Here is an 18,616-nt window from a genome sequence, read left to right as displayed (position 1 = left end):
CAAATCTATTAACGTAAGCAAAATAATTATGAGATATCTGTTACAAACATTCATCATACTTTTTACTCTTGCCGTTATATCTTGCAGTAGTAACGGTACGGGACCAGATTCTGAGGCCGGAAATAATGAAGAAACCAGTACCTATAATTTAGATGTAACGGTAACCCCTTCTGAAGGTGGTTCCATTTCTCCTTCTGCCAGCGACAGCTATGAAGATGGGGAGCAGATAGAGCTGCAGGCTGACGCCAACGATGAGTATTTATTTATTGGGTGGACGGGAGATATAGAAAGTTCAGATAATCCACTTTCGCTAACGATAGATCAGGACTATTCGATTACCGCAAATTTTGAGCTGAAAAACTATAAGCTGGTGGTCAATACCGAAGGAGAGGGTACGGTTAATGAGAAAATAGTAGAGCAGCAATCCAAAGAGTACGAACATGGTACCGTTGTCGAGTTGACTGCAAGTCCGGCAAAAGGATATAAGTTTGTGGAATGGACCGGTGATGTAACAGGCTCCGAAAATCCGGTGCAAATTACCGTAGAAAACCCTCAGGAAGTAACAGCCTTGTTTGAGAAAAAGTCTTTTGGAATTAATGTCATTACTGACGGTTCAGGTGCAGTAGTATTGAATCCCGATCAGCAAGAGTACCTCTATAATTCAACGGTTGAGATTGAGGCTAATCCTGCTCACGGGTGGTCTTTGATGGAATGGCAAGGTGATATTTCTGGAACTGATACTCTTATTACTATTACGGTAGATACGGCAAAAATGATTACCGCGGTGTTTGATAGTCCATTCGCTGGGGGGACGGGAACAGAAGCAGATCCTTTTCAGATTTCGACTATCGAGCAGTTGCAGGCGATAGATAACCCTGAATATAATTCAGATTATTTTGTACAAATTGATGATATCGACGGATCTGAAACGGCAAGTTGGAATCTTGGGAAGGGTTTTAAGCCACTATATTTATCTGGTGGTGTGTATGACGGACAGGGATATATAATATCGGACTTAACTATTGATCGTGATGACAACGTAGGAATGTTTGTGAGTATAGGTGATGGTGTAGAGGTAAGAAATATAAAACTTGAAAATGTAGATATAACTGGAAGCGGCCGAGGAACTGGGGGATTAGCCGGTATGGTTAATCAGAATGGAAAAGTGTCTAATTCATCGGTAACGGGTAAGGTTCATTGTACAGACGGGAGATGTGGTGGATTGGTTGGTGATAACTATGGAAGTATTGAAAACTCATTTGCCGATGTTACGGTAACTTCTATTGAGGATTATGTCGGTGGACTTGTTGGGCTCAACTGGGGCAGCATCGAGTATAGTTATGCTATAGGTAATGTATCCGGGATTTATAATGTTGGCGGTCTGGTAGGTAAAATGACCAATAATAATGATTCCTATATCGGACACGTGAAGAAATCTTATGCCAAGGGAACAGTGACCGGTAAGGACCGTGTTGGAGGCTTGGTTGGAAGCAATAGTTCAGATACACGTATAACCTATTCCTATGCAAGCGGGGAGGTAATACCTTCAACAGCAGGAAACACATCATTGGGAGGATTAATTGGGGTTTATTATGACACGAATAGTGTTGTACAGAACTGTTATTGGGATACCGAAAGTACCGGACAAGCAGAGGGAGCCGGTGGTAATACCAGTCTTAGTTCATACAATTATGGGTTGACTACCTCAGAGATGACTGGTAGCAATGCTAAAACTAACATGTCAGAATTTGATTTTGTAAGTATTTGGCAGTCAGTAGATAGTGACTACCCGACCCTTTTCTGGGAATGATGTAATTCAAAGTTTTGGAGCAAATAAAAGGATGGCTGATTTGTTTTGGCCATCCTTTTTTATTGGCTTCAAGTTTGAAAGGGCAGTAAACTATTTAGGAAAAGGAGAGCTGGGTTAAAGAGTAAGTCTCACCAAGAGAAAAACTCATATTAAAAATTATTTGGATCCAAAATGTGTTAGGCGATACAGGTAAAGAACGCTTGCATTCTGTGCAATAAATTCGATTATTTAAACGATCAAGACCTATAAATTAATGCAGAGGTGCCTATGGGTGAATCCAGGGTAAAATTGGCTGACAGTCAGGAAGAAGTACAGCGCTTTATGAAGTATGTGCTTAAAGATTTACGAGCGCTGGATCGCATGTTAAATGAGGGGGATTGGTTCGAAACAGATCCTATTCGTATTGGTGCTGAACAAGAACTTTGCCTGGTTAATCAGCAGGCCAAAGCCTGGCCGCATAATATGGAGGTGCTTGAAAAACTGCAGGAGGCGGAAAGCGGTTCCTATACGACCGAATTTGCGAAGTTTAATCTTGAGATTAACATGGCGCCCCTTGAGTTTACGGGCAATTGTTTATCCCTGATGGAAGAAGATCTACAGCAGAAGCTGGACAGGGTACGGTCGGTTACAGAGGAGCTTGGAGCCGAGGTACTGCTGACGGGGATACTGCCAACCATTCGAAAGGTTGATGTGGATTTAAAAAATATGACGCCTCTGCAGCGCTATCGGGCGTTATGCCAGGCGATTACGAAGCTGCGTGGCGGAGATTATGATTTGCGTATCCAGGGCATGGATGAACTGCTCATGAAGTTTGATTCGCCCCTTTTGGAAGCTTGCAATACTGGCTTTCAGGTGCACTTGCAGGTAGGCCCCGGTGAGTTTGTATCTAAGTACAACATTGCGCAGCTTGTTACGGCACCGGTACTGGCTTCAACAGTAGGATCACCCATTCTTTTTGGGAAACGGCTGTGGAATGAAACGCGGATAGCATTGTTCCAGCAGTCGGTGGATACACGTACGGTGGGTGATCATCTGCGGGAAAGTAGCCCGCGTGTAACCTTTGGAAATGAGTGGGTCGATGAAAGTATCTTGGAAATTTTCCAGGAAGATACGGCGCGATATCGTGTGATGCTTAGCTCTGAGGTGACTGAAGATGTTGAGGAGCTTTTGGATGAGGGTACGCCGCCGGCGTTGCGTGCTCTCCAAGTGCATAATGGTACGGTATATCGCTGGAATCGTCCCTGCTATGGCGTGACTGATGGGAAGGCCCATCTGCGTATCGAAAATAGGGTTTGCCCATCGGGACCAACGGTTACCGATGAGGTTGCTAATTCAGCTTTTTGGCTGGGGTTGATGAATAAAATGGGGGATTACCATCCCAATGTGGCGGATGAGATGGATTTTGATGATGCGCGCATGAATTTTGTGGCGGCTTCAAAAATGGGACTCGATACCAAGTTCCGTTGGTTCGATGATCAGCGTATTAATGCGGTAGATTTAATTACGGAGGAGTTATTACCTATTGCGAAAGAAGGATTGCAGGAAGCGGGTATCGATGACGCCGATATTACGGAGTATTTGGGAATTATTGAGCAGCGGGTTACCAAAGGGCAGACGCCGTCGTACTGGATGCTGGATAATTACGCTGCACTTATGAAGGAGCATAAATCCAAAGAGCAGACGTTGGCGGCGATAACAACGGCGATGATTAAAAATCAGAAAAAAGGTGAACCGGTACATAAATGGGGGCGTGCACGTATGGAGGATTTAGAGCACTGGGAGCCGTCGAGCCTGATTGTGGAGGAGTTTATGACTACGGATTTGTTTACTGTGCAAAAAGATGATTTGTTGGAGTTTACGGCTAATTTGATTGATTGGCGGCGCATCCGATATGTTCCGGTGGAAGATGATAAGAAGCATCTTGTGGGTTTGGTGACGATGCGAATGGTATTTAATGCCTATTCGAAGTCTGTAAATCACAGCGAAGATGTGATGGAGACGGTGGAAGATATTATGATTGAAAACCCCATTACTATTCACCCGGAGGCGTCTATTATAGAAGCAATGGAAATTATGGATAGCCAAAAGATAGGATGTCTGCCGGTGGTTAAAAGTAATCGTCTCGTTGGGATAATTACGGAACAAAATTATATGAAAATAGCTCGTAGATTATTGAAAGCTTTGCATCTGAATAACGATACGAATGAGGAGTCCGACAATAGCTAACATACAAACGGAAGCAGAAAATAGGATTTTGGGAACCATTGAAGGTGATCCCGATGGTCCTACGGTAATAGTAGTAACCGGCATACACGGCAATGAGTATGCCGGAGTGGATGCCGCGCAGAATATTTTTGAGATGCTGGATGGCATTTATCCCAAAATAAATGGCCGGCTCATAATTTTACGAGCCAATTTACCGGCATTAGAGCACCAGGTCCGGTATATCGATGAGGATATGAATCGGCTTTGGTTTCCGGCCATCATTGATCAGGTCCGGAATACGCCTGAAGCTCAGATTGAGTCCAGCGAACGGCGACAGATGAAGCAATTACTCACTGTACTGGATGGCATTGAACGAGGGACGGACGGCCCAATTATTTTGGCTGATATTCATACGTTTTCGGCCGAGGGTAATATGTTTAGTATTACGAATACCGATCCCCGTCAGCGTAGGTTGTTGTCGAACTTGCACGTCCCTATGGTTTTTGGGATTGAGAAGTCCCTGCGCGGAACGGCTTTGGGCTACTATCAACAGCAGGATTTTATTTCTTTTGGCCTGGAGGGGGGGCAGCACGAAAATGAACTCACCGAATATAATATTACAGCTTCACTATTACTTTTGCTGCATGCGGTGGGATGTATTGAGAAGCAGTATGTGGCAAAAATAAAAGAATTTGAACGTCATTTGAGGAGTCACACCAAACACCTGCCGGTAGAAACGGAGTTAGTGTATCAACATATTATTGAACCAGGTGATGAATTTAAAATGCGACCGGGTTATTCGAACTTCCAACCCATTAAAAAGGGAGAGTGGTTGGCCAGTGACAGTGATGGTAAAATTATTGCGCATACGGATGGGTATATTTTGATGCCCCTATACCAGAATCAGGGCAATGATGGCTTTTTTATCATTAAAGAGAATGAAGGGTAATATTTTTGTTATTTTAACCCTCGATCGTGATTTATGGGATGTTAAAAGAAATTTCTACTTATTTGAGTTATGCAAGATTATCAATTTGTTGACGGCACGCGCTTGTCGTCAGTTATAGAAGCGCTGATCTTTGCCAGTCCGGAGCCTATTTCTGAGGAGAAGATTTGTGAAATTATTGCCAAAGGAGAAGAAAACCTGGGATTGGAAGTAGATGCCATAGAGCTTTTTGTGGAAAAGCTGAATCAGCGGTACGAAGAAAATGGTTTGGCCTTTACGATTCAAGAAGTGGCTGGTGGATATACGTTTGCCACAAAAAAGCGGTTTGAACCTTGGCTGAGTATCTTTCAGCACGAAAGTGCCTACCGAAAGCTGTCTCAGTCGGCGATTGAAACCTTGGCTATTGTGGCTTATAAACAGCCGATTACAAAACCCGAAGTTGATGATATTCGCGGCGTGGATTCGGGTTATATGTTGCGCCAGCTATTAGAAAAAGTGCTTATCGAAGTATCGGGACGCTTGGATGCGCCGGGTAAACCGCTGCTCTATAAAACGACAAAGCACTTTTTAAAGCATTTTGGTATCAACTCTATTGATGAGTTGCCAAAGCCCCGAGAGATTGAGGAAATTCTTAAAGATGATGATATGGCCGAGCACCGGCAGTTTTTATTTGATCGTCAGCTTGAGCTCGAAGAGCTAAAAGAAACGGCCGAGGATGAAGATGCTACTCGTACAGCGATGTCGTTAATTGATGCCGTGGAAAAAATTGATGAGGAGGATGTTCCTGATTTGGATGAATATACGGCTGATATATTACAGCTCGAGGATGAGGATAATGAAGAAGATGCGGAATTAGAAAATGAATTGGAAGATGAGGAAGAAAACTTAGACAATGGGTCGAAAACGGAAGAGGAGTAATCGAGGAAAAATTAAAGAGCCTGATCACCAAGTGGATCAGGATTATGATAAAGACGAGGAAATTCGTCTGAATAAATATATTGCGCACTGTGGATTTACCTCTCGTCGTAAGGCGGATGATTACATTGCAGCCGGAAAGGTGAAGGTTAATGATGAAGTCGTCACCCAGATGGGGGTAAAGGTTCTGCGGACAGATAAAGTTGAGGTTGAGGGGCAAACACTGAGCCTCGAAAAGTTTGTATATATTCTGTTAAATAAGCCCAAGGATACCATTACGACTACTGATGATCCCCGTGATCGTGATACCGTAATGGATAAGATCGAAAATGCCACGGGCAAGCGGGTATATCCTGTGGGGCGGCTTGATCGGCATACCATGGGTTTGCTTATTTTGACGAATGACGGAGATCTTGCCAATCGCTTGATGCATCCCAGCTATGAGGTACGTAAAACCTATGAAGTGGAAACGGAACGCAGACTGGGTGGTGATGAGCTGGAACAGCTGGCTGAAGGAATTGAGCTCGAAGACGGCACAGCCCAAGGGTATAATATTATCCGAAACCCTAATGGTTTTGTAATGTCTATTTTTGAGGGCCGAAATCGATTGGTACGTCGGATGGTCGAGTATTTTGGGACGGAAGTGACAAAGCTAAAGCGTGTAGAGTACGCAGGTTTGACGCTCAAAGATGTAAAAATGGGTCGCTGGCGATATCTGCGCAAAAAAGAGATTAATGGTCTGCGTAAGTTAGTGAAGCTCGATCCACTGGATTTTGATTAATTATCCAAAGATGTCATGCTGAATTTATTTTAGCATCTTTATATCGGTAAGTTGAGTCCAGTCTGGCAGGTAGTTAATAATAGTTCCCCAAAATATTTTCTAAGCAATATGGAAGTCGAAAAGATCTCAGGTTCTGTTCCATCTTCAGAAAAGTTACCGATTTATTATGATCTTTATATCCCTGATAATGCCATAAGAGAATCGTTACCCGTCATAATTTTTCTACACGGTTTCAAGGGATTTAAAAATTGGGGTGCTTTCCCCCATGCATGTGCAGAATTGAGTAAAGCTGGATTTGCAGTACTGGCTATGAACTTTTCGCTCAATGGAGTAGGTGAAAGTATGACGGAATTTGATCAACTGGAGTTGTTTGCCCGCGAAACTCTGAGTCAGGATTTGGATGATGTGGGAAGTGTTATTGAGGCGTTGCAATCCCAGAAAATAGGAAACAACTGTTCGTTAAATATCGATAAAATTGGAATTATTGGCCATTCTCGGGGTGGACACACAGCAGTAGCTGCGGCCGCGGAGTATAATCAGATAAAAAGTCTGGTGACGTGGTCGGCTGTAGCAAATTATAACGCTCGCTGGAGTGATGAGATGATCAGCGATTGGACTCAAAAAGGTGTTACGGAAATTAAAAATGGCAGAACAGGTCAGATTATGCCGGTTAAGGATGTTGTTTATAAGGATGCCCTTGAAAATGCTGATCGATTGATGGCTGTAAAACGCGCTCAGGAGTTGGAGGTCCCGGCACTGTTCATTCATTCCAAAGGAGATGAGGCCGTACCGTATAGTGAGGCTCAAAAGTTATATGATAACTGTGTGTCTGATAAAAAAGAGCTTAAGCTTATCCCCGGTTCGGGACATACCTTTGATACAGCGCATCCGTATGAAGGGGATGGTTTCCCACAGGCATTTCGTACGGTTTTAAAGAAAACAGAAAGCTGGATGCTTGCCCATCTAAAATAAGTCCCGATTTTATCAGTTGTAAAAGTAAAAAGCCGGTGAATAGTATTCGTATTATAGTTCTTGCTACAGGTTTCTTGTTTTTTGCTCTTTCTGCTACTGCTCAGGTTCCTGAACTGATAAATGACCCGGCATTTCGAGAAGATGCTAAGGTAGCAGTAGATTCTGTCTATAACTTTAATTTCGAGAGTGCCGAACAAAAGCTGCAGCCATGGAAAGAGCAGTATCCTGATCATCCCTTGTGGTCACTTTTTGAGGGCATGCAATTGTGGTGGACTGTACTGTCGGATCTGAATGATCATTCGCACGATAGGGAGTTCATTAAGCAAATGAAAAAGACTGATTATGTGGCAAGTAAATTGTTGCATGATCAATCTAAACATGTTGATGGGTTGTTGATTAAAGCGATCAGTAATGGCTACACGGCACGTCAATATGCAAATCGCGAAAAGTGGATATCGAGTATAAATTATGGCCGCGAAGCGATAAAGGCGTATAATTACTTGTTAGATGTTCAGCCCAACCTCAAAGATTTGAAACTTGCCGAGGGGCTTAAATTGTACTATCTGGATTACATTCCGGATAGGTATCCGGCTGTAAAGACGGTGTCTTGGGCGATGCCAAATGGCAATCAGGAGAAGGGGTTGCAATTTATAAGGAGGGCTTCGAAAGAGGGAGTGTTTGCCCGTGCTGAGGCCACCTATTTTTTGGGTAATATTAATTACAATTATGAGAAAGAATTTGATATAGCTGTTCGTCATTTTGAGGAGTTATATGAACAATATCCACATAATAATTATTACGTTCGTATTTTAGTTAAAAGCTATTATCGCCAGCAGCAGTTTGCGAATGCATTACAAGTAATTGAGGAAAGTGTTAATCGATGGGAGAAGAAAGAATTACCTCATAAAGGTATTTTAAAAGAAGAACTGTTGACGTGGAAGGGGCGTATTTTGGAACAAGAGGGAAATAAAAACGAGGCACTGACTTGTTTTAAGAAAGCATTCGAGATATCAAAAAAACTGCCAAATACCCAGAGTAGACCTTTTTATGTAGTGTCAGGATATTATGCCGGTAAATTACTACATGAAGAGGGAAGCACAGAGCAGGCAAAATCCTACCTTAAGAATGTTGTTCAATCGAACGTAAAAAAGAGCTATCGAGAGCAGGCTAATGAACTGATTAAAAATATCAAATAGTTTATTGGTTAATAAAATTAGGTTAGTTACCGACTCAGAAAAATATTATCATAATTTATTGACTATAATTATAAGTTTTTGAATTATAGGTCATAGTAAATAAGAAGGGCTACATACGATACGGTAAAAAAACAGGTCCCGAGGTTGCAGGACCAGCACCTTCCATTCAACCATTACCTAACACATATGAGGTTATTATGAAGATCAAAGCTACAGTAATGCTTATGCTGTCTGCTTTTCTGATATACGGACTGACGTCTGAAGCACAGGCGCAGGAACGTGAAATATCAGGAACAGTAACATCAGCAAGCAGCGGTGAACCCCTTCCGGGTGTAACTATTCTTGTACAAGGTTCACAGGGAATTGGAACCGCAACAAATGCACAGGGAAATTATTCTCTCGACGTTCCGGAGCAGTACGATGTTTTAGTATTCTCTTATGTAGGCTTTGTTAGCCAAGAGATTACCATTGGAGATCAAACTGAAATTAATGTACAGCTTCAGGAAGATGTACAGCAACTTGAAGATGTGGTTGTTGTAGGATACGGCTCTCGGATTAAAGAAGAAGTAACCGGAAATATATCATCGGTATCAAGTGAGGAAATATCACAGATGCCGGTAAACAGTGTAGAGTCTACTATTCAAGGACAGGCAGCTGGTGTCTTTGTAAATTCAAGCAATGGTAAGCTTGGCCAAGGCATTCAAATGCAGATTCGTGGATCCTCTTCAATTTCTGCAAGTAGTGAGCCGCTTTACGTAATTGATGGAGTGCCAATGGTGACTTCAAACGAATCGTTCAACGGAGCTCCTACTAATCCATTAGCTGATTTGAATTATAACGATATTGAATCGATCGATATCCTCAAAGATGCTTCTGCTGCAGCTATTTATGGATCACGAGCTTCAAATGGTGTTGTGATTATTACTACGAAAAGTGGGCAGTCTGGCCAAACAGAGTTTACCCTAAATTATCAAACGGGATTTAGTAACCCTACTCGAACCCGTGACTGGCTAAATGCCGAAGAATATGTTGAGCTTTTTACAGAAGCAGCGGCAAACTATCCGGGAGGGGACCTGTCAGGAGCCTATATTGAGGGTCAATTTGATTCATTTTCTTCGGGTACGGACTGGAGAAATGGAGAAGTGAATTCAGATTGGCAAAGTGAGGCTTTTCAAGATGCTTCAATTAATAAGTTTGATTTGAGTGCATCAGGTGGTAATGAGAAGACAACCTTTTATGTATCTGGATCTTATAGTGATGAAGAAGGTATTTTGATTAGAAATAGCTTTGAGCGCATTAGTGGTCGTTTAAACTTAGACCATAATGTAAATGACAACTTACGATTGGGAACAAATCTATCATTAACCCGATCAATCAATAATCGTGTTTCAAATGATAATGGTTTTGCTACCCCTATACAGTTGGTGGCACTTCCTCCTATAACCCCAATATATGAACCAGCAGAAGATGCGTTGCCTAATTATCAGCCGACAGATCAGCTGAATACCAATACCTTATATTTTAATAATTTGCTTTATAAGGATAATGCTAAGTATCAGGTAACCAATTTTAGAAATGTTGGTAATGCATATGCAGAATATGACGTTATCGATAATTTGGTTTGGCGTTCCGAGTTTGGTATCGATCTTTTGGAATTAAACGGTGAAGAATATTATAACAGTCAAGTATCTCGCAATACGGGGGCTCCTCTGGGATTAGGTTATAACCGTTTTGTTCGACGTGGAAATTATAATACAAACCATTATTTAACATTTAATGCTTCTGTAGCAGAAAACCACAACTTGGAAGCTATTGGTGGTTTCGAATATCAATATACCCAGCGAGACGAAACTTGGGTACAGGGCGAAAACTTTCCCAATGATGATTTCCAACAGGTATCTGATGCTGCACTACTAACAGGTGGTACGGCAACAGAAACGGCATATTCGTTTTTGTCTTATTTTTCTCGAGCCAACTACGATTATAATGGGAAATACCTATTGACGATTAGTGCTCGTGTTGATGGGTCATCACGTTTCTCAGACGAAAATCGTTATGGATTCTTCCCTGCTGCTTCGGCAGGCTGGGTGCTTTCAGATGAAGACTTCTTAACCAATTTCGAAACTATCAGTTTCTTAAAATTGAGAGCGAGTTATGGAATTACTGGAAATGCTGAAATTGGAAACTTTCCATCTCAAGGATTGTTTGGGTCAAGCACGTATTCTCGCATTTCAGGTATTCAACCAACTCAGATCGAAAATCAGGATTTAAAATGGGAGCAGACAGCCCAATTAGATTTTGGTGTTGATTTCGGATTGTTCGAAGATCGAATTACAGGTGAAGTTGACTACTATATCAAAAACACCGAAGACTTGCTTCTTAATGTAAATGTGCCCGGTGCAACAGGGTATGAAGTGCAAACAAGAAATCTGGGTAAGTTAGAAAATAAAGGGTTCGAGCTGGTCTTAAACAGTGTGAATTCGGTAGGTGAATTTGCTTGGAATACAAGTTTTAACTTTTCTATAAATCGCAATAAGGTTACCGATATTGATGGTCAGGTAATTGAAGGTGGATATATTAATCGTGCGGTTGAAGGTGAAGCGATAGGTGTATTCTTCGCAAGAAAATTTGCTGGGGCAAATCCTGCTAATGGTGATGCTATTTATTTCTTGAATCGTGAGCCAACGCAGGCAGAACTCAATAATGGTACAGTATTTCAAGTAAACGAAATGCATGGCGATCGTTATGTGACAAATAGTTTTAACTCAGCTGAACGTGTGGTCATTGGTAACCCCAACCCTGACTTTACAGGAGGATTGAGTAATCGTTTCCAATATAAAGGCTTCGATCTGAACGTATTGTTCCAGTTTGTTTACGGCAACGATATCTATAATGGCGGTGGACGTTTTCAGTCAGCCAGTGCAGATTACTTTGATAACCAAACCAAAGATCAATATACCGATCGGTGGCAAGAGCCCGGTGATATTACCGATGTACCTCAAGCCCGACTTTTTGGAGCGAATGGAACGGGAGACTCTTCACGATATCTCTCGGATGGATCATACTTGAGGCTCAAGAAAGTAACATTTGGTTATAACTTGCCAGCCAGTACACTTGAAACAATTGGTTTAAGCAAAGCACGCGTGTATGTATCCGGTGTGAATTTGTTGACGTTCACAGATTACGAAGGATGGGATCCCGAGGTGAACACGGATTACCTGTCGGGGGGCAACCTGAGTTTAGGGAATGATTTCTACTCTGCTCCTCAGGCTCGAACAATTACACTTGGCTTGAATGTTGGATTTTAAAAATAAACTATGGATTACCCAATTATGAAGAACAAACTATTACTTAGCATTTTTGCAATATGTATGCTGGTTGTTACATCATGTAGTGATTTGCTTGATGTAGAACCGAAGCAGTCTATTGATGCAGATCAGGCTTTAAATACACCTCAAAAAGTTGAAGCAGCTGTTATTGGCGCTTATGATGATTTGAGTAGCGTTGATCTTTTAGGTGGGACGGTTATTTATGGGTCCGATCTACTTGGAGATGACGGAAGTGTTACCTGGTTTGGAACGTTCTCTCAGCCTGATGAACTCTGGTCAAAAAATATCCTCACCGATAATAGTTTTGTAAGAGATGTTTGGTTACAGGGATATGAAACTATCGATGCAACCAATAATGCTCTTTCAGCACTTGATGTTATTGAGGATTCTGATATGCGTAATCGAGTTGAAGGCCAAGCCAAATTAATTCGAGGTATTGTATACTTTGAGTTAGTACGGTTGTTTGGCCGAGACTGGAGTGATGGAGATCCATCACAAAATCCTGGTGTGCCCATCGCATTAGAACCTACTCGTGATTTTGATAATCCGCCAACCAGCCGAAGTAGTGTTGAGGACGTATATATTCAGGTTATCAATGATTTGACGGATGCGAAAGCTTTGTTACCGTCAAATATCGAAATTGATAATACCGTTCTTGGGAATACCTATGTAGCTTCGGCCTATTTATCGCGTGTATATTTACAACAGCGTGAATACGAAGATGCCGGATTAGAAGCTGGTCGTGTTATCAATAGTGGTAATTATTCACTAACACCTCTCGTTTCCGGGGCATTTAATAATCCCACGAATTCTACAGAAGATGTATTCGCAGTTCAGGTTTCGGATCAAGACGGAGCCAATGATATGAATACCTTTTATGCGGGTTCACAATATTCTGGAAGGGAAGATATTGAATTGACAGGTTATTTTGATTTGTTTACCGGCTTGTTTGATTCTGATGATGATACCAGGGATGACTTTATTCATTTCGGAGCATCATTTGGCGGACCGCTTACAAGTAAATGGACCAATTTCCGTAATGGAAATATCAATATTGTTCGTTTAGCTGAAATGTATTTAACGCGTGGTGAGGCCAGTTTCAGAACTGGTAATGATATCAATGGCTTTCCGGCCGAAGATGACTTTAATATGGTTAGAAGCCGTGCTGGTCAGGAAGATATTGATGCAACCGATATTGACTTAGATTATATTTTCACTGAACGTTATATCGAGTTGGCGTTTGAAGGTCATGTGTTACATGATACTAAGCGTTTCGAACGATCGGCCAGTGGTATTCCCTGGAATGATCCGAGTTTAATTTTCCCTATACCACAGCGTGAAATTGATGCAAGTGGTGGTGAACTCGAACAAAATGAGGGATACGGTTCTTAAGATAGTTGCATATTAAATATTAACGAAAAAAAAGGCACCATCAGTTATGATGGTGCCTTTTTCTTTTCTGTAAGACTTTTTTAGTTAAAGGATTAATTCCTGTTTTGCATCCCTCGCATCATACCGCTCATGTCACGGTAGCCTTCGGGGATTTTAAACAGATCATCAGAAAGTGACTTTTCTTCGATTTTTGTTGCTTTCATTTTGATGGATTTACTGCCATTCTGGATTTCAACAATTTCCAATGGCATAGCGCCCTTTTCAGCAAAAGTTTTGGCCCATTCGGGAGCTTGATTTTTCTGCATTTTATTTTGAGGCATCATAAACGTGCCCATCCCGTTGGCCATACACGTTTCAAATGTACCGTCTTCTGATTCCATGCGCCATACTTCACAGGTTCTGCCAGCAATAGTTTTGGTCTGTCCCGTATTAGTCATTTCTGTATCAGGGGTCTCTTCCAGATCTGATTTACTGGTTTCTTTATTTGTATCCATTTCGATATAGCCCTGCATCTTTTCAATGATCATGACCATTTTTGATTCATCAGGCAACATCAGCATTGCATTTTTTTGCCCCATATGGTTTATCTCCATACGTCCTTTATTACCCTTCACCATATATGGCATTTCACCCATTCCTTGTTCAGCCATTTCAGGAATTTCAAAATGAATGACTCCCTCAAAGTCCTGCGCTTGTGTTGTTAGCGAAAAAGTTCCGGCAATAAATAATGCAGTCAGAAGTGATAATGATATTCTTTTTAGCATATTTGCGTCCCCATTAAGTGAAAATTAACTTATATCTATTATAATAGACATTAGTTTATGGTAAATCTAATAAATTTAAACTGCTGATCTTGTTCAAGACTCAGGACGTTAACAAAACATAAAACTATGATCATAGGATTAATTTCGGATTCTCACGATCATGTACCGCATATTAAAAAGGCGGTAGAAATATTTAAAAACAGAAATGTTGGATTAGTTTTGCATGGAGGGGATTTTTGCAGTCCGTTTACGATACCTCTCTTTGATGGCTTATCCCTAAAAGCAGTATTCGGGAATAATGATGGAGATCACTATTTGTTATTGCAAAAAGGCAATGACATTGGTCTTGATCACTGGGGTAGCTTTGGAGAGTTTGAGATAGACGGCAAAAAACTGGCTCTCTATCATGGTACCGATACTCCTATCACAGCAGCCCTCGAACAGTCGGGGAATTATGATGTGGTTGTATCAGGACATACTCATCAAAAAAAAGTGGAGTTTGTGGGTAAAACCTTAGCGGTTAACCCAGGGACTGCACACGGATTTGAGGGGGAGGCAACTATTGCATTATTGGATACAGAAGCTATGGATGTGCAATTTATAAAGCTCAATAAATAAAAAAGGTATCCTCAAATAAGTTGTGAGGATACCTAAAATTCTTAGTTATACTATTTGTTGAGATTGTTAACGACGGCTTCAGTAAATGATGTTGTTGATCCACTGCCACCGATATCAGGCGTGCAAACAGACTTGTCTTCCAATGTAAGGTAAACCGCCTGTCGGATGCGATCGGCTAAGTCGTTTTCATCAATGTGTTCCAGCATCATCAAGGCGGAAAGCAAAAAGGCAATGGGGTTAGCCTTGTTTTGTCCGGCGATATCAGGTGCAGAACCATGAACGGCTTCAAACATTGCAGCATTGTCTCCAATATTGGCAGCACCGGTAAGTCCAAGTCCGCCAACCAATCCAGAAGCCAAGTCAGAAAGGATGTCGCCAAATAAGTTGGTTGTTACAATTACATCAAATTGTTCGGGACGAAGTACCATCTGCATGGCCATATTATCCACAATAAGATCTTCGTACTCAATACCGGGATAGTCTTCAGCAATTTCTTCCCCAACTTCCATAAACAGTCCGCAGGTAAACTTAAGAATATTAGCTTTATGGACCAGTGTAACTTTTTTGCGCCCTTTCTTTTTGGCGTATTCAAACGCTGATCGAATAACCTTTTCGCTGGCATCACGCGTAACAACGGCAATGCTTTCGGCATGACTGTCTTCTTTAACCCACTGTTCCTTGCCGATATAAAGTCCTTCGGTATTTTCACGGAACATGACCAAGTCAACATTATCAAATTTGCTGTCAATGTGGGGAAGAGTTTTCGCGGGTCGGATATTGCTATATAGCTCAAACTTCTTGCGCATAGCAACATTTACCGAACGAAAACCGGCTCCAATAGGTGTTGTTAGTGGACCTTTTAGAGCAAGACGGTGTTCGTTGATCGCATCTATCGTTTCATCAGGCAGAGGATTTCCGAGCTCTTCCTGTGCAGCTAATCCGGCGGTGCATTCAATCCAGTTGATGTCTGCACCTGCTGCATCTAAAATGGTTGTTACTGACTTTGTGATTTCTGGGCCAATTCCGTCGCCGGGAATAAGTACGATATCGTGCATGAGAATATGTGTTTGTAAAAACTCGGAATTTAATTTATCTGCTCAATTAGCCCGCAAAGATACAAATAATAGTACTTTATGTCATAACTTATCTGCGAGCTGAAGAGAACTATTTATCGATGCGAAGTACCGCTGATCCCTCAAAATTTCCGGCGCGTAAATCATTAAGCGCTTTATTGGCTTTGTCAAGCGGATAGGTGGTTACTTGCGATGTTATTGGAATTTTTGGAGCCAGCTCCATAAACTCGAAGCCATCTTGCCGGGTAAGGTTGGCAACGGATTCAATAGAGCGTTCTTCCCAGAGATTGCTGTACGGGAAGCTTGGAATATCACTCATGTGGATGCCCGCGCAGATTACTTTTTTACCTTTTTTTATGGCCTTTAATGCTTGGGGTACAAGTGGGCCGACGGGGGCAAAAATGATGGCCGCGTCTAATTTTTTTGGTGGGAGCGTTTTAGAACCACCCGCCCATGTTGCACCTAAATCTTTGGCAAATTGTTGGCCTTTGGTGTCGCCCGGACGAGTAAAAGCATAGACTTCTCGGCCCTGATGTAAAGCGACTTGTGTTAGAATATGGGCTGCAGAGCCAAATCCATAAAGTCCCAACCGTTGTGCATCGCTGGCTTTGCGGAGTGCACGGTAGCCAATAAGTCCGGCACAAAGCAAAGGGGCAGCTTGGCTGGCCGGGTATGTTTCGGGGATGGAAAAACAGAATCTGGAATCTGCTACCGTATATTCAGCAAAGCCGCCGTCAATAGTATAGCCTGTAAAATCAGCATTATCGCAGAGGTTTTCCTGGTCATTTTGGCAAAATTCACAATATCCGCAGGTTTTTCCCAGCCACGGAATTCCAACTTTATCTCCGATACTAAATCCCGAAACACTTTTTCCTATTTGCTGTACCGTACCTACAATTTGATGGCCGGGCACTAACGGTAGGTTGGGGGCAGTAAGTTCATTATCGACAATATGTAGATCAGTTCGACAAACGCCACAGGCTTCAATATTAATTAATAGCTGGTTATCATCAGGTGTTGGCGTTGGGATTTCTTTGGAAATAAGAGCCTCTTTTGGCTCTTCCAATATCATGGCTTTCATAATATATAAACGTCAATATCGCCGTCGATTTCGTTTTTGTAATTTCTTATCTAAGCTGTATTTACCTGGTCCCAAAAGTAAGAGTGCGACAAATATAATGGCCATCTCAATACTGTGTGAATAGCTTGCAAATCCGTCTCCAGCTCCAAGGTGTTTGATGGTAGCCACTAACATGACAATCAATAAAAAACTTACGCTGGGAGTAAAGAAAAGCCCAAGTAATAAAAAGATTCCTCCGAAAAACTCGGTGACCCCCGCCATGAAACCAAAAAACATGGGGGCGAAATTTATTCCCAAATACTGCGTGGCTGAACCAACTTCCACCCAGGTCTCCGGACCGCCAAACATCTTAGGATATCCATGCAGGATAAACATAATACCAAGGCCGATACGAATAATTAATAATCCAATATTGTGATAATTACTCTTCTTATAATTTGGGGTCATCAGTAAAAATTCGTTTTAAGCGAGTTAGGTGTGTGTGCGCAAATAGTTTAGGAAGTATAGGTAGTTGAAGAAATACCCCATTTCTATGGTTAAAGTTCCTGTTTTTCTGACTTCGCAACAGGTTTAAAAAGATTCTGCTTATTTGATATCAATCACTTTCATTGTAAGAGATGAATATTATACAATCCTTTTCTAATAATATCGAACGGTTGCAGTTTTTGTTGTTTAAATAGTTGTAAATATTGATACGGGGTAACAATGGTATATTGGTATGGTGGATATATTCGGATGAGGGGATAAGTACGGGAGGATGTAATGTAATCTCTTTTAAGGTTGACGGGGAAACCATAATCTGTATAGGTTGCGGGAACTGTATAATTAACAATTGGTTAAACGATAATGTAACCATTGTCCGCTGGCTATCACGATCAGTGTCGATGGTATCGATAACGAATAATAAACTTATGGTTTAACACTATGAAAGCTTTAAAAATTGTACTGTTATTGGTGATATCTCTGGCTGTATTAGCATTGACCTCCAATATAAATCCCGAAAAAACAATATCAGAAAAAGTGGCCGAGAAGGAAGACCTATCAACTTTGTTAACTGCTTTGGAAGCGGCTGATTTAGTTGAGGTATTAAAAGGAGAAGGGCCTTATACGGTATTTGCGCCTACAAATAAAGCATTTGAAAATTTACCTGAAGGTAAGCTTGATAATCTGTTGAAAGCCGAGAATAAGGAAGAGCTTATTAAAATCCTCAAATATCATGTTGTTGCTGACAAAATTCACGCAAGTGATATTGGAGCAGAAACAATGGTTGAAACCTTAGAGGGTACTCAGTTGAAACTCACGGCTCAGAGCACATCAGGTGAATACATGGGTGAAGAAGCCGAAGCAATGAACAGAGTTATGGTTAATAATGCAGCTGTAACTGAAACCGATATTATGGCATCAAATGGTATAATTCATGTTATAGATAGTATTGTTATGCCTGCCGATATGGAAGTAATGGGAGCAGCTAATAATAATTAAGGAGAGCAATCGGCAATAGATAGGATTGCAGAGTTACAATTATAAAAGCGAG

15 protein-coding genes are annotated in these 18,616 nt (G+C 41.5%); 11 read left to right on the top strand and 4 right to left on the bottom strand.

Going from position 1 to position 18,616, the window contains the following annotated elements:
- Positions 1-28 precede the first annotated feature (28 nt).
- The 9 genes from AAFH98_RS01875 (at position 29) to AAFH98_RS01835 (ending at position 13,546) form a co-directional block, all read left to right on the top strand.
- Entirely contained in the window at positions 29-1,810 is a 1,782-nt protein-coding gene (locus tag AAFH98_RS01875; protein WP_342520971.1) for an InlB B-repeat-containing protein, read from the top strand.
- Positions 1,811-2,077: 267 nt separating this feature from the next.
- Complete coding sequence (locus AAFH98_RS01870; RefSeq protein WP_342520970.1) at positions 2,078-4,036, top strand: glutamate-cysteine ligase family protein; 1,959 nt, start codon at positions 2,078-2,080, stop codon at positions 4,034-4,036.
- Positions 4,014-4,964: a succinylglutamate desuccinylase/aspartoacylase domain-containing protein gene (locus AAFH98_RS01865; protein WP_342520969.1), complete on the top strand. Its 951-nt coding sequence runs from the start codon at positions 4,014-4,016 to the stop codon at positions 4,962-4,964. The genes AAFH98_RS01870 and AAFH98_RS01865 overlap by 23 nt, the downstream gene beginning before the upstream one ends.
- Positions 4,965-5,033: 69 nt before the next feature.
- A complete protein-coding gene (scpB, locus tag AAFH98_RS01860) occupies positions 5,034-5,879 on the top strand; it encodes an SMC-Scp complex subunit ScpB (RefSeq protein ID WP_342520968.1) in 846 nt (281 codons plus the stop codon).
- Entirely contained in the window at positions 5,854-6,657 is an 804-nt protein-coding gene (locus AAFH98_RS01855) for a pseudouridine synthase (RefSeq protein WP_342520967.1), read from the top strand. The genes scpB and AAFH98_RS01855 overlap by 26 nt, the downstream gene beginning before the upstream one ends.
- A 108-nt stretch (positions 6,658-6,765) precedes the next feature.
- Positions 6,766-7,629 carry an alpha/beta hydrolase family protein gene (locus AAFH98_RS01850; RefSeq protein ID WP_342520966.1) on the top strand — a complete coding sequence of 288 codons (864 nt, stop codon included), beginning with the start codon at positions 6,766-6,768 and terminating at the stop codon, positions 7,627-7,629.
- 35 nt (positions 7,630-7,664) lie between these two features.
- Complete coding sequence (locus tag AAFH98_RS01845) at positions 7,665-8,825, top strand: tetratricopeptide repeat protein (protein ID WP_342520965.1); 1,161 nt, start codon at positions 7,665-7,667, stop codon at positions 8,823-8,825.
- Positions 8,826-9,022: 197 nt separating this feature from the next.
- A complete protein-coding gene (locus tag AAFH98_RS01840) occupies positions 9,023-12,133 on the top strand; it encodes a SusC/RagA family TonB-linked outer membrane protein (RefSeq protein ID WP_342520964.1) in 3,111 nt (1,036 codons plus the stop codon).
- 24 nt (positions 12,134-12,157) lie between these two features.
- On the top strand, positions 12,158-13,546 hold the full coding sequence (locus AAFH98_RS01835) for a RagB/SusD family nutrient uptake outer membrane protein (RefSeq protein ID WP_342520963.1): 1,389 nt from the start codon (positions 12,158-12,160) through the stop codon (positions 13,544-13,546).
- A gap of 92 nt (positions 13,547-13,638) precedes the next feature.
- On the opposite strand, the gene AAFH98_RS01830 is transcribed toward AAFH98_RS01835, so the two are convergent.
- Positions 13,639-14,310 (bottom strand): DUF4412 domain-containing protein, encoded by a 672-nt coding sequence (locus AAFH98_RS01830; RefSeq protein ID WP_342520962.1) that lies wholly within the window; start codon positions 14,308-14,310, stop codon positions 13,639-13,641.
- Between the two features lie 126 nt (positions 14,311-14,436).
- Between AAFH98_RS01830 and AAFH98_RS01825 the strand changes: the two genes are divergently transcribed.
- Positions 14,437-14,928: a metallophosphoesterase gene (locus AAFH98_RS01825; RefSeq protein ID WP_342520961.1), complete on the top strand. Its 492-nt coding sequence runs from the start codon at positions 14,437-14,439 to the stop codon at positions 14,926-14,928.
- A gap of 50 nt (positions 14,929-14,978) precedes the next feature.
- On the opposite strand, the gene AAFH98_RS01820 is transcribed toward AAFH98_RS01825, so the two are convergent.
- From AAFH98_RS01820 to AAFH98_RS01810, 3 genes are all read right to left on the bottom strand, one after another.
- On the bottom strand, positions 14,979-15,983 hold the full coding sequence (locus AAFH98_RS01820) for an isocitrate/isopropylmalate dehydrogenase family protein (protein ID WP_342520960.1): 1,005 nt from the start codon (positions 15,981-15,983) through the stop codon (positions 14,979-14,981).
- 109 nt (positions 15,984-16,092) lie between these two features.
- Positions 16,093-17,082, bottom strand: a complete 990-nt coding sequence (locus AAFH98_RS01815; protein ID WP_342520959.1) for a zinc-dependent alcohol dehydrogenase family protein — start codon at positions 17,080-17,082, stop codon at positions 16,093-16,095.
- Positions 17,083-17,094: 12 nt separating this feature from the next.
- Entirely contained in the window at positions 17,095-17,529 is a 435-nt protein-coding gene (locus AAFH98_RS01810; RefSeq protein ID WP_342520958.1) for a DoxX family protein, read from the bottom strand.
- Between the two features lie 477 nt (positions 17,530-18,006).
- Between AAFH98_RS01810 and AAFH98_RS01805 the strand changes: the two genes are divergently transcribed.
- On the top strand, positions 18,007-18,564 hold the full coding sequence (locus tag AAFH98_RS01805) for a fasciclin domain-containing protein (protein WP_342520957.1): 558 nt from the start codon (positions 18,007-18,009) through the stop codon (positions 18,562-18,564).
- Positions 18,565-18,616 lie beyond the last annotated feature (52 nt).

This window comes from Fodinibius sp. Rm-B-1B1-1 (assembly GCF_038594945.1).
In the GTDB taxonomy this organism is placed as follows: Bacteria; Bacteroidota; Rhodothermia; order Balneolales; family Balneolaceae; genus Fodinibius; species Fodinibius alkaliphilus.
Note: the sequence above shows the minus strand (reverse complement) of the source record. Positions and strands in the feature narration are given on the sequence as shown.

Excerpts from the sequence above, each read along its gene's own strand:
- AAFH98_RS01815 (WP_342520959.1), bottom strand. The coding sequence starts at position 17,082 with ATGAAAGCCATGATATTGGAAGAGCCAAAAGAGGCTCTTATTTCCAAA.
- AAFH98_RS01825 (WP_342520961.1), top strand. The coding sequence starts at position 14,437 with ATGATCATAGGATTAATTTCGGATTCTCACGATCATGTACCGCATATT.
- AAFH98_RS01870 (WP_342520970.1), top strand. The coding sequence starts at position 2,078 with ATGGGTGAATCCAGGGTAAAATTGGCTGACAGTCAGGAAGAAGTACAG.
- scpB (WP_342520968.1), top strand. The coding sequence starts at position 5,034 with ATGCAAGATTATCAATTTGTTGACGGCACGCGCTTGTCGTCAGTTATA.
- AAFH98_RS01840 (WP_342520964.1), top strand. The coding sequence starts at position 9,023 with ATGAAGATCAAAGCTACAGTAATGCTTATGCTGTCTGCTTTTCTGATA.
- AAFH98_RS01810 (WP_342520958.1), bottom strand. The coding sequence starts at position 17,529 with ATGACCCCAAATTATAAGAAGAGTAATTATCACAATATTGGATTATTA.
- AAFH98_RS01830 (WP_342520962.1), bottom strand. The coding sequence starts at position 14,310 with ATGCTAAAAAGAATATCATTATCACTTCTGACTGCATTATTTATTGCC.
- AAFH98_RS01865 (WP_342520969.1), top strand. The coding sequence starts at position 4,014 with ATGAGGAGTCCGACAATAGCTAACATACAAACGGAAGCAGAAAATAGG.
- AAFH98_RS01820 (WP_342520960.1), bottom strand. The coding sequence starts at position 15,983 with ATGCACGATATCGTACTTATTCCCGGCGACGGAATTGGCCCAGAAATC.
- AAFH98_RS01875 (WP_342520971.1), top strand. The coding sequence starts at position 29 with ATGAGATATCTGTTACAAACATTCATCATACTTTTTACTCTTGCCGTT.
- AAFH98_RS01850 (WP_342520966.1), top strand. The coding sequence starts at position 6,766 with ATGGAAGTCGAAAAGATCTCAGGTTCTGTTCCATCTTCAGAAAAGTTA.
- AAFH98_RS01835 (WP_342520963.1), top strand. The coding sequence starts at position 12,158 with ATGAAGAACAAACTATTACTTAGCATTTTTGCAATATGTATGCTGGTT.
- AAFH98_RS01805 (WP_342520957.1), top strand. The coding sequence starts at position 18,007 with ATGAAAGCTTTAAAAATTGTACTGTTATTGGTGATATCTCTGGCTGTA.
- AAFH98_RS01855 (WP_342520967.1), top strand. The coding sequence starts at position 5,854 with ATGGGTCGAAAACGGAAGAGGAGTAATCGAGGAAAAATTAAAGAGCCT.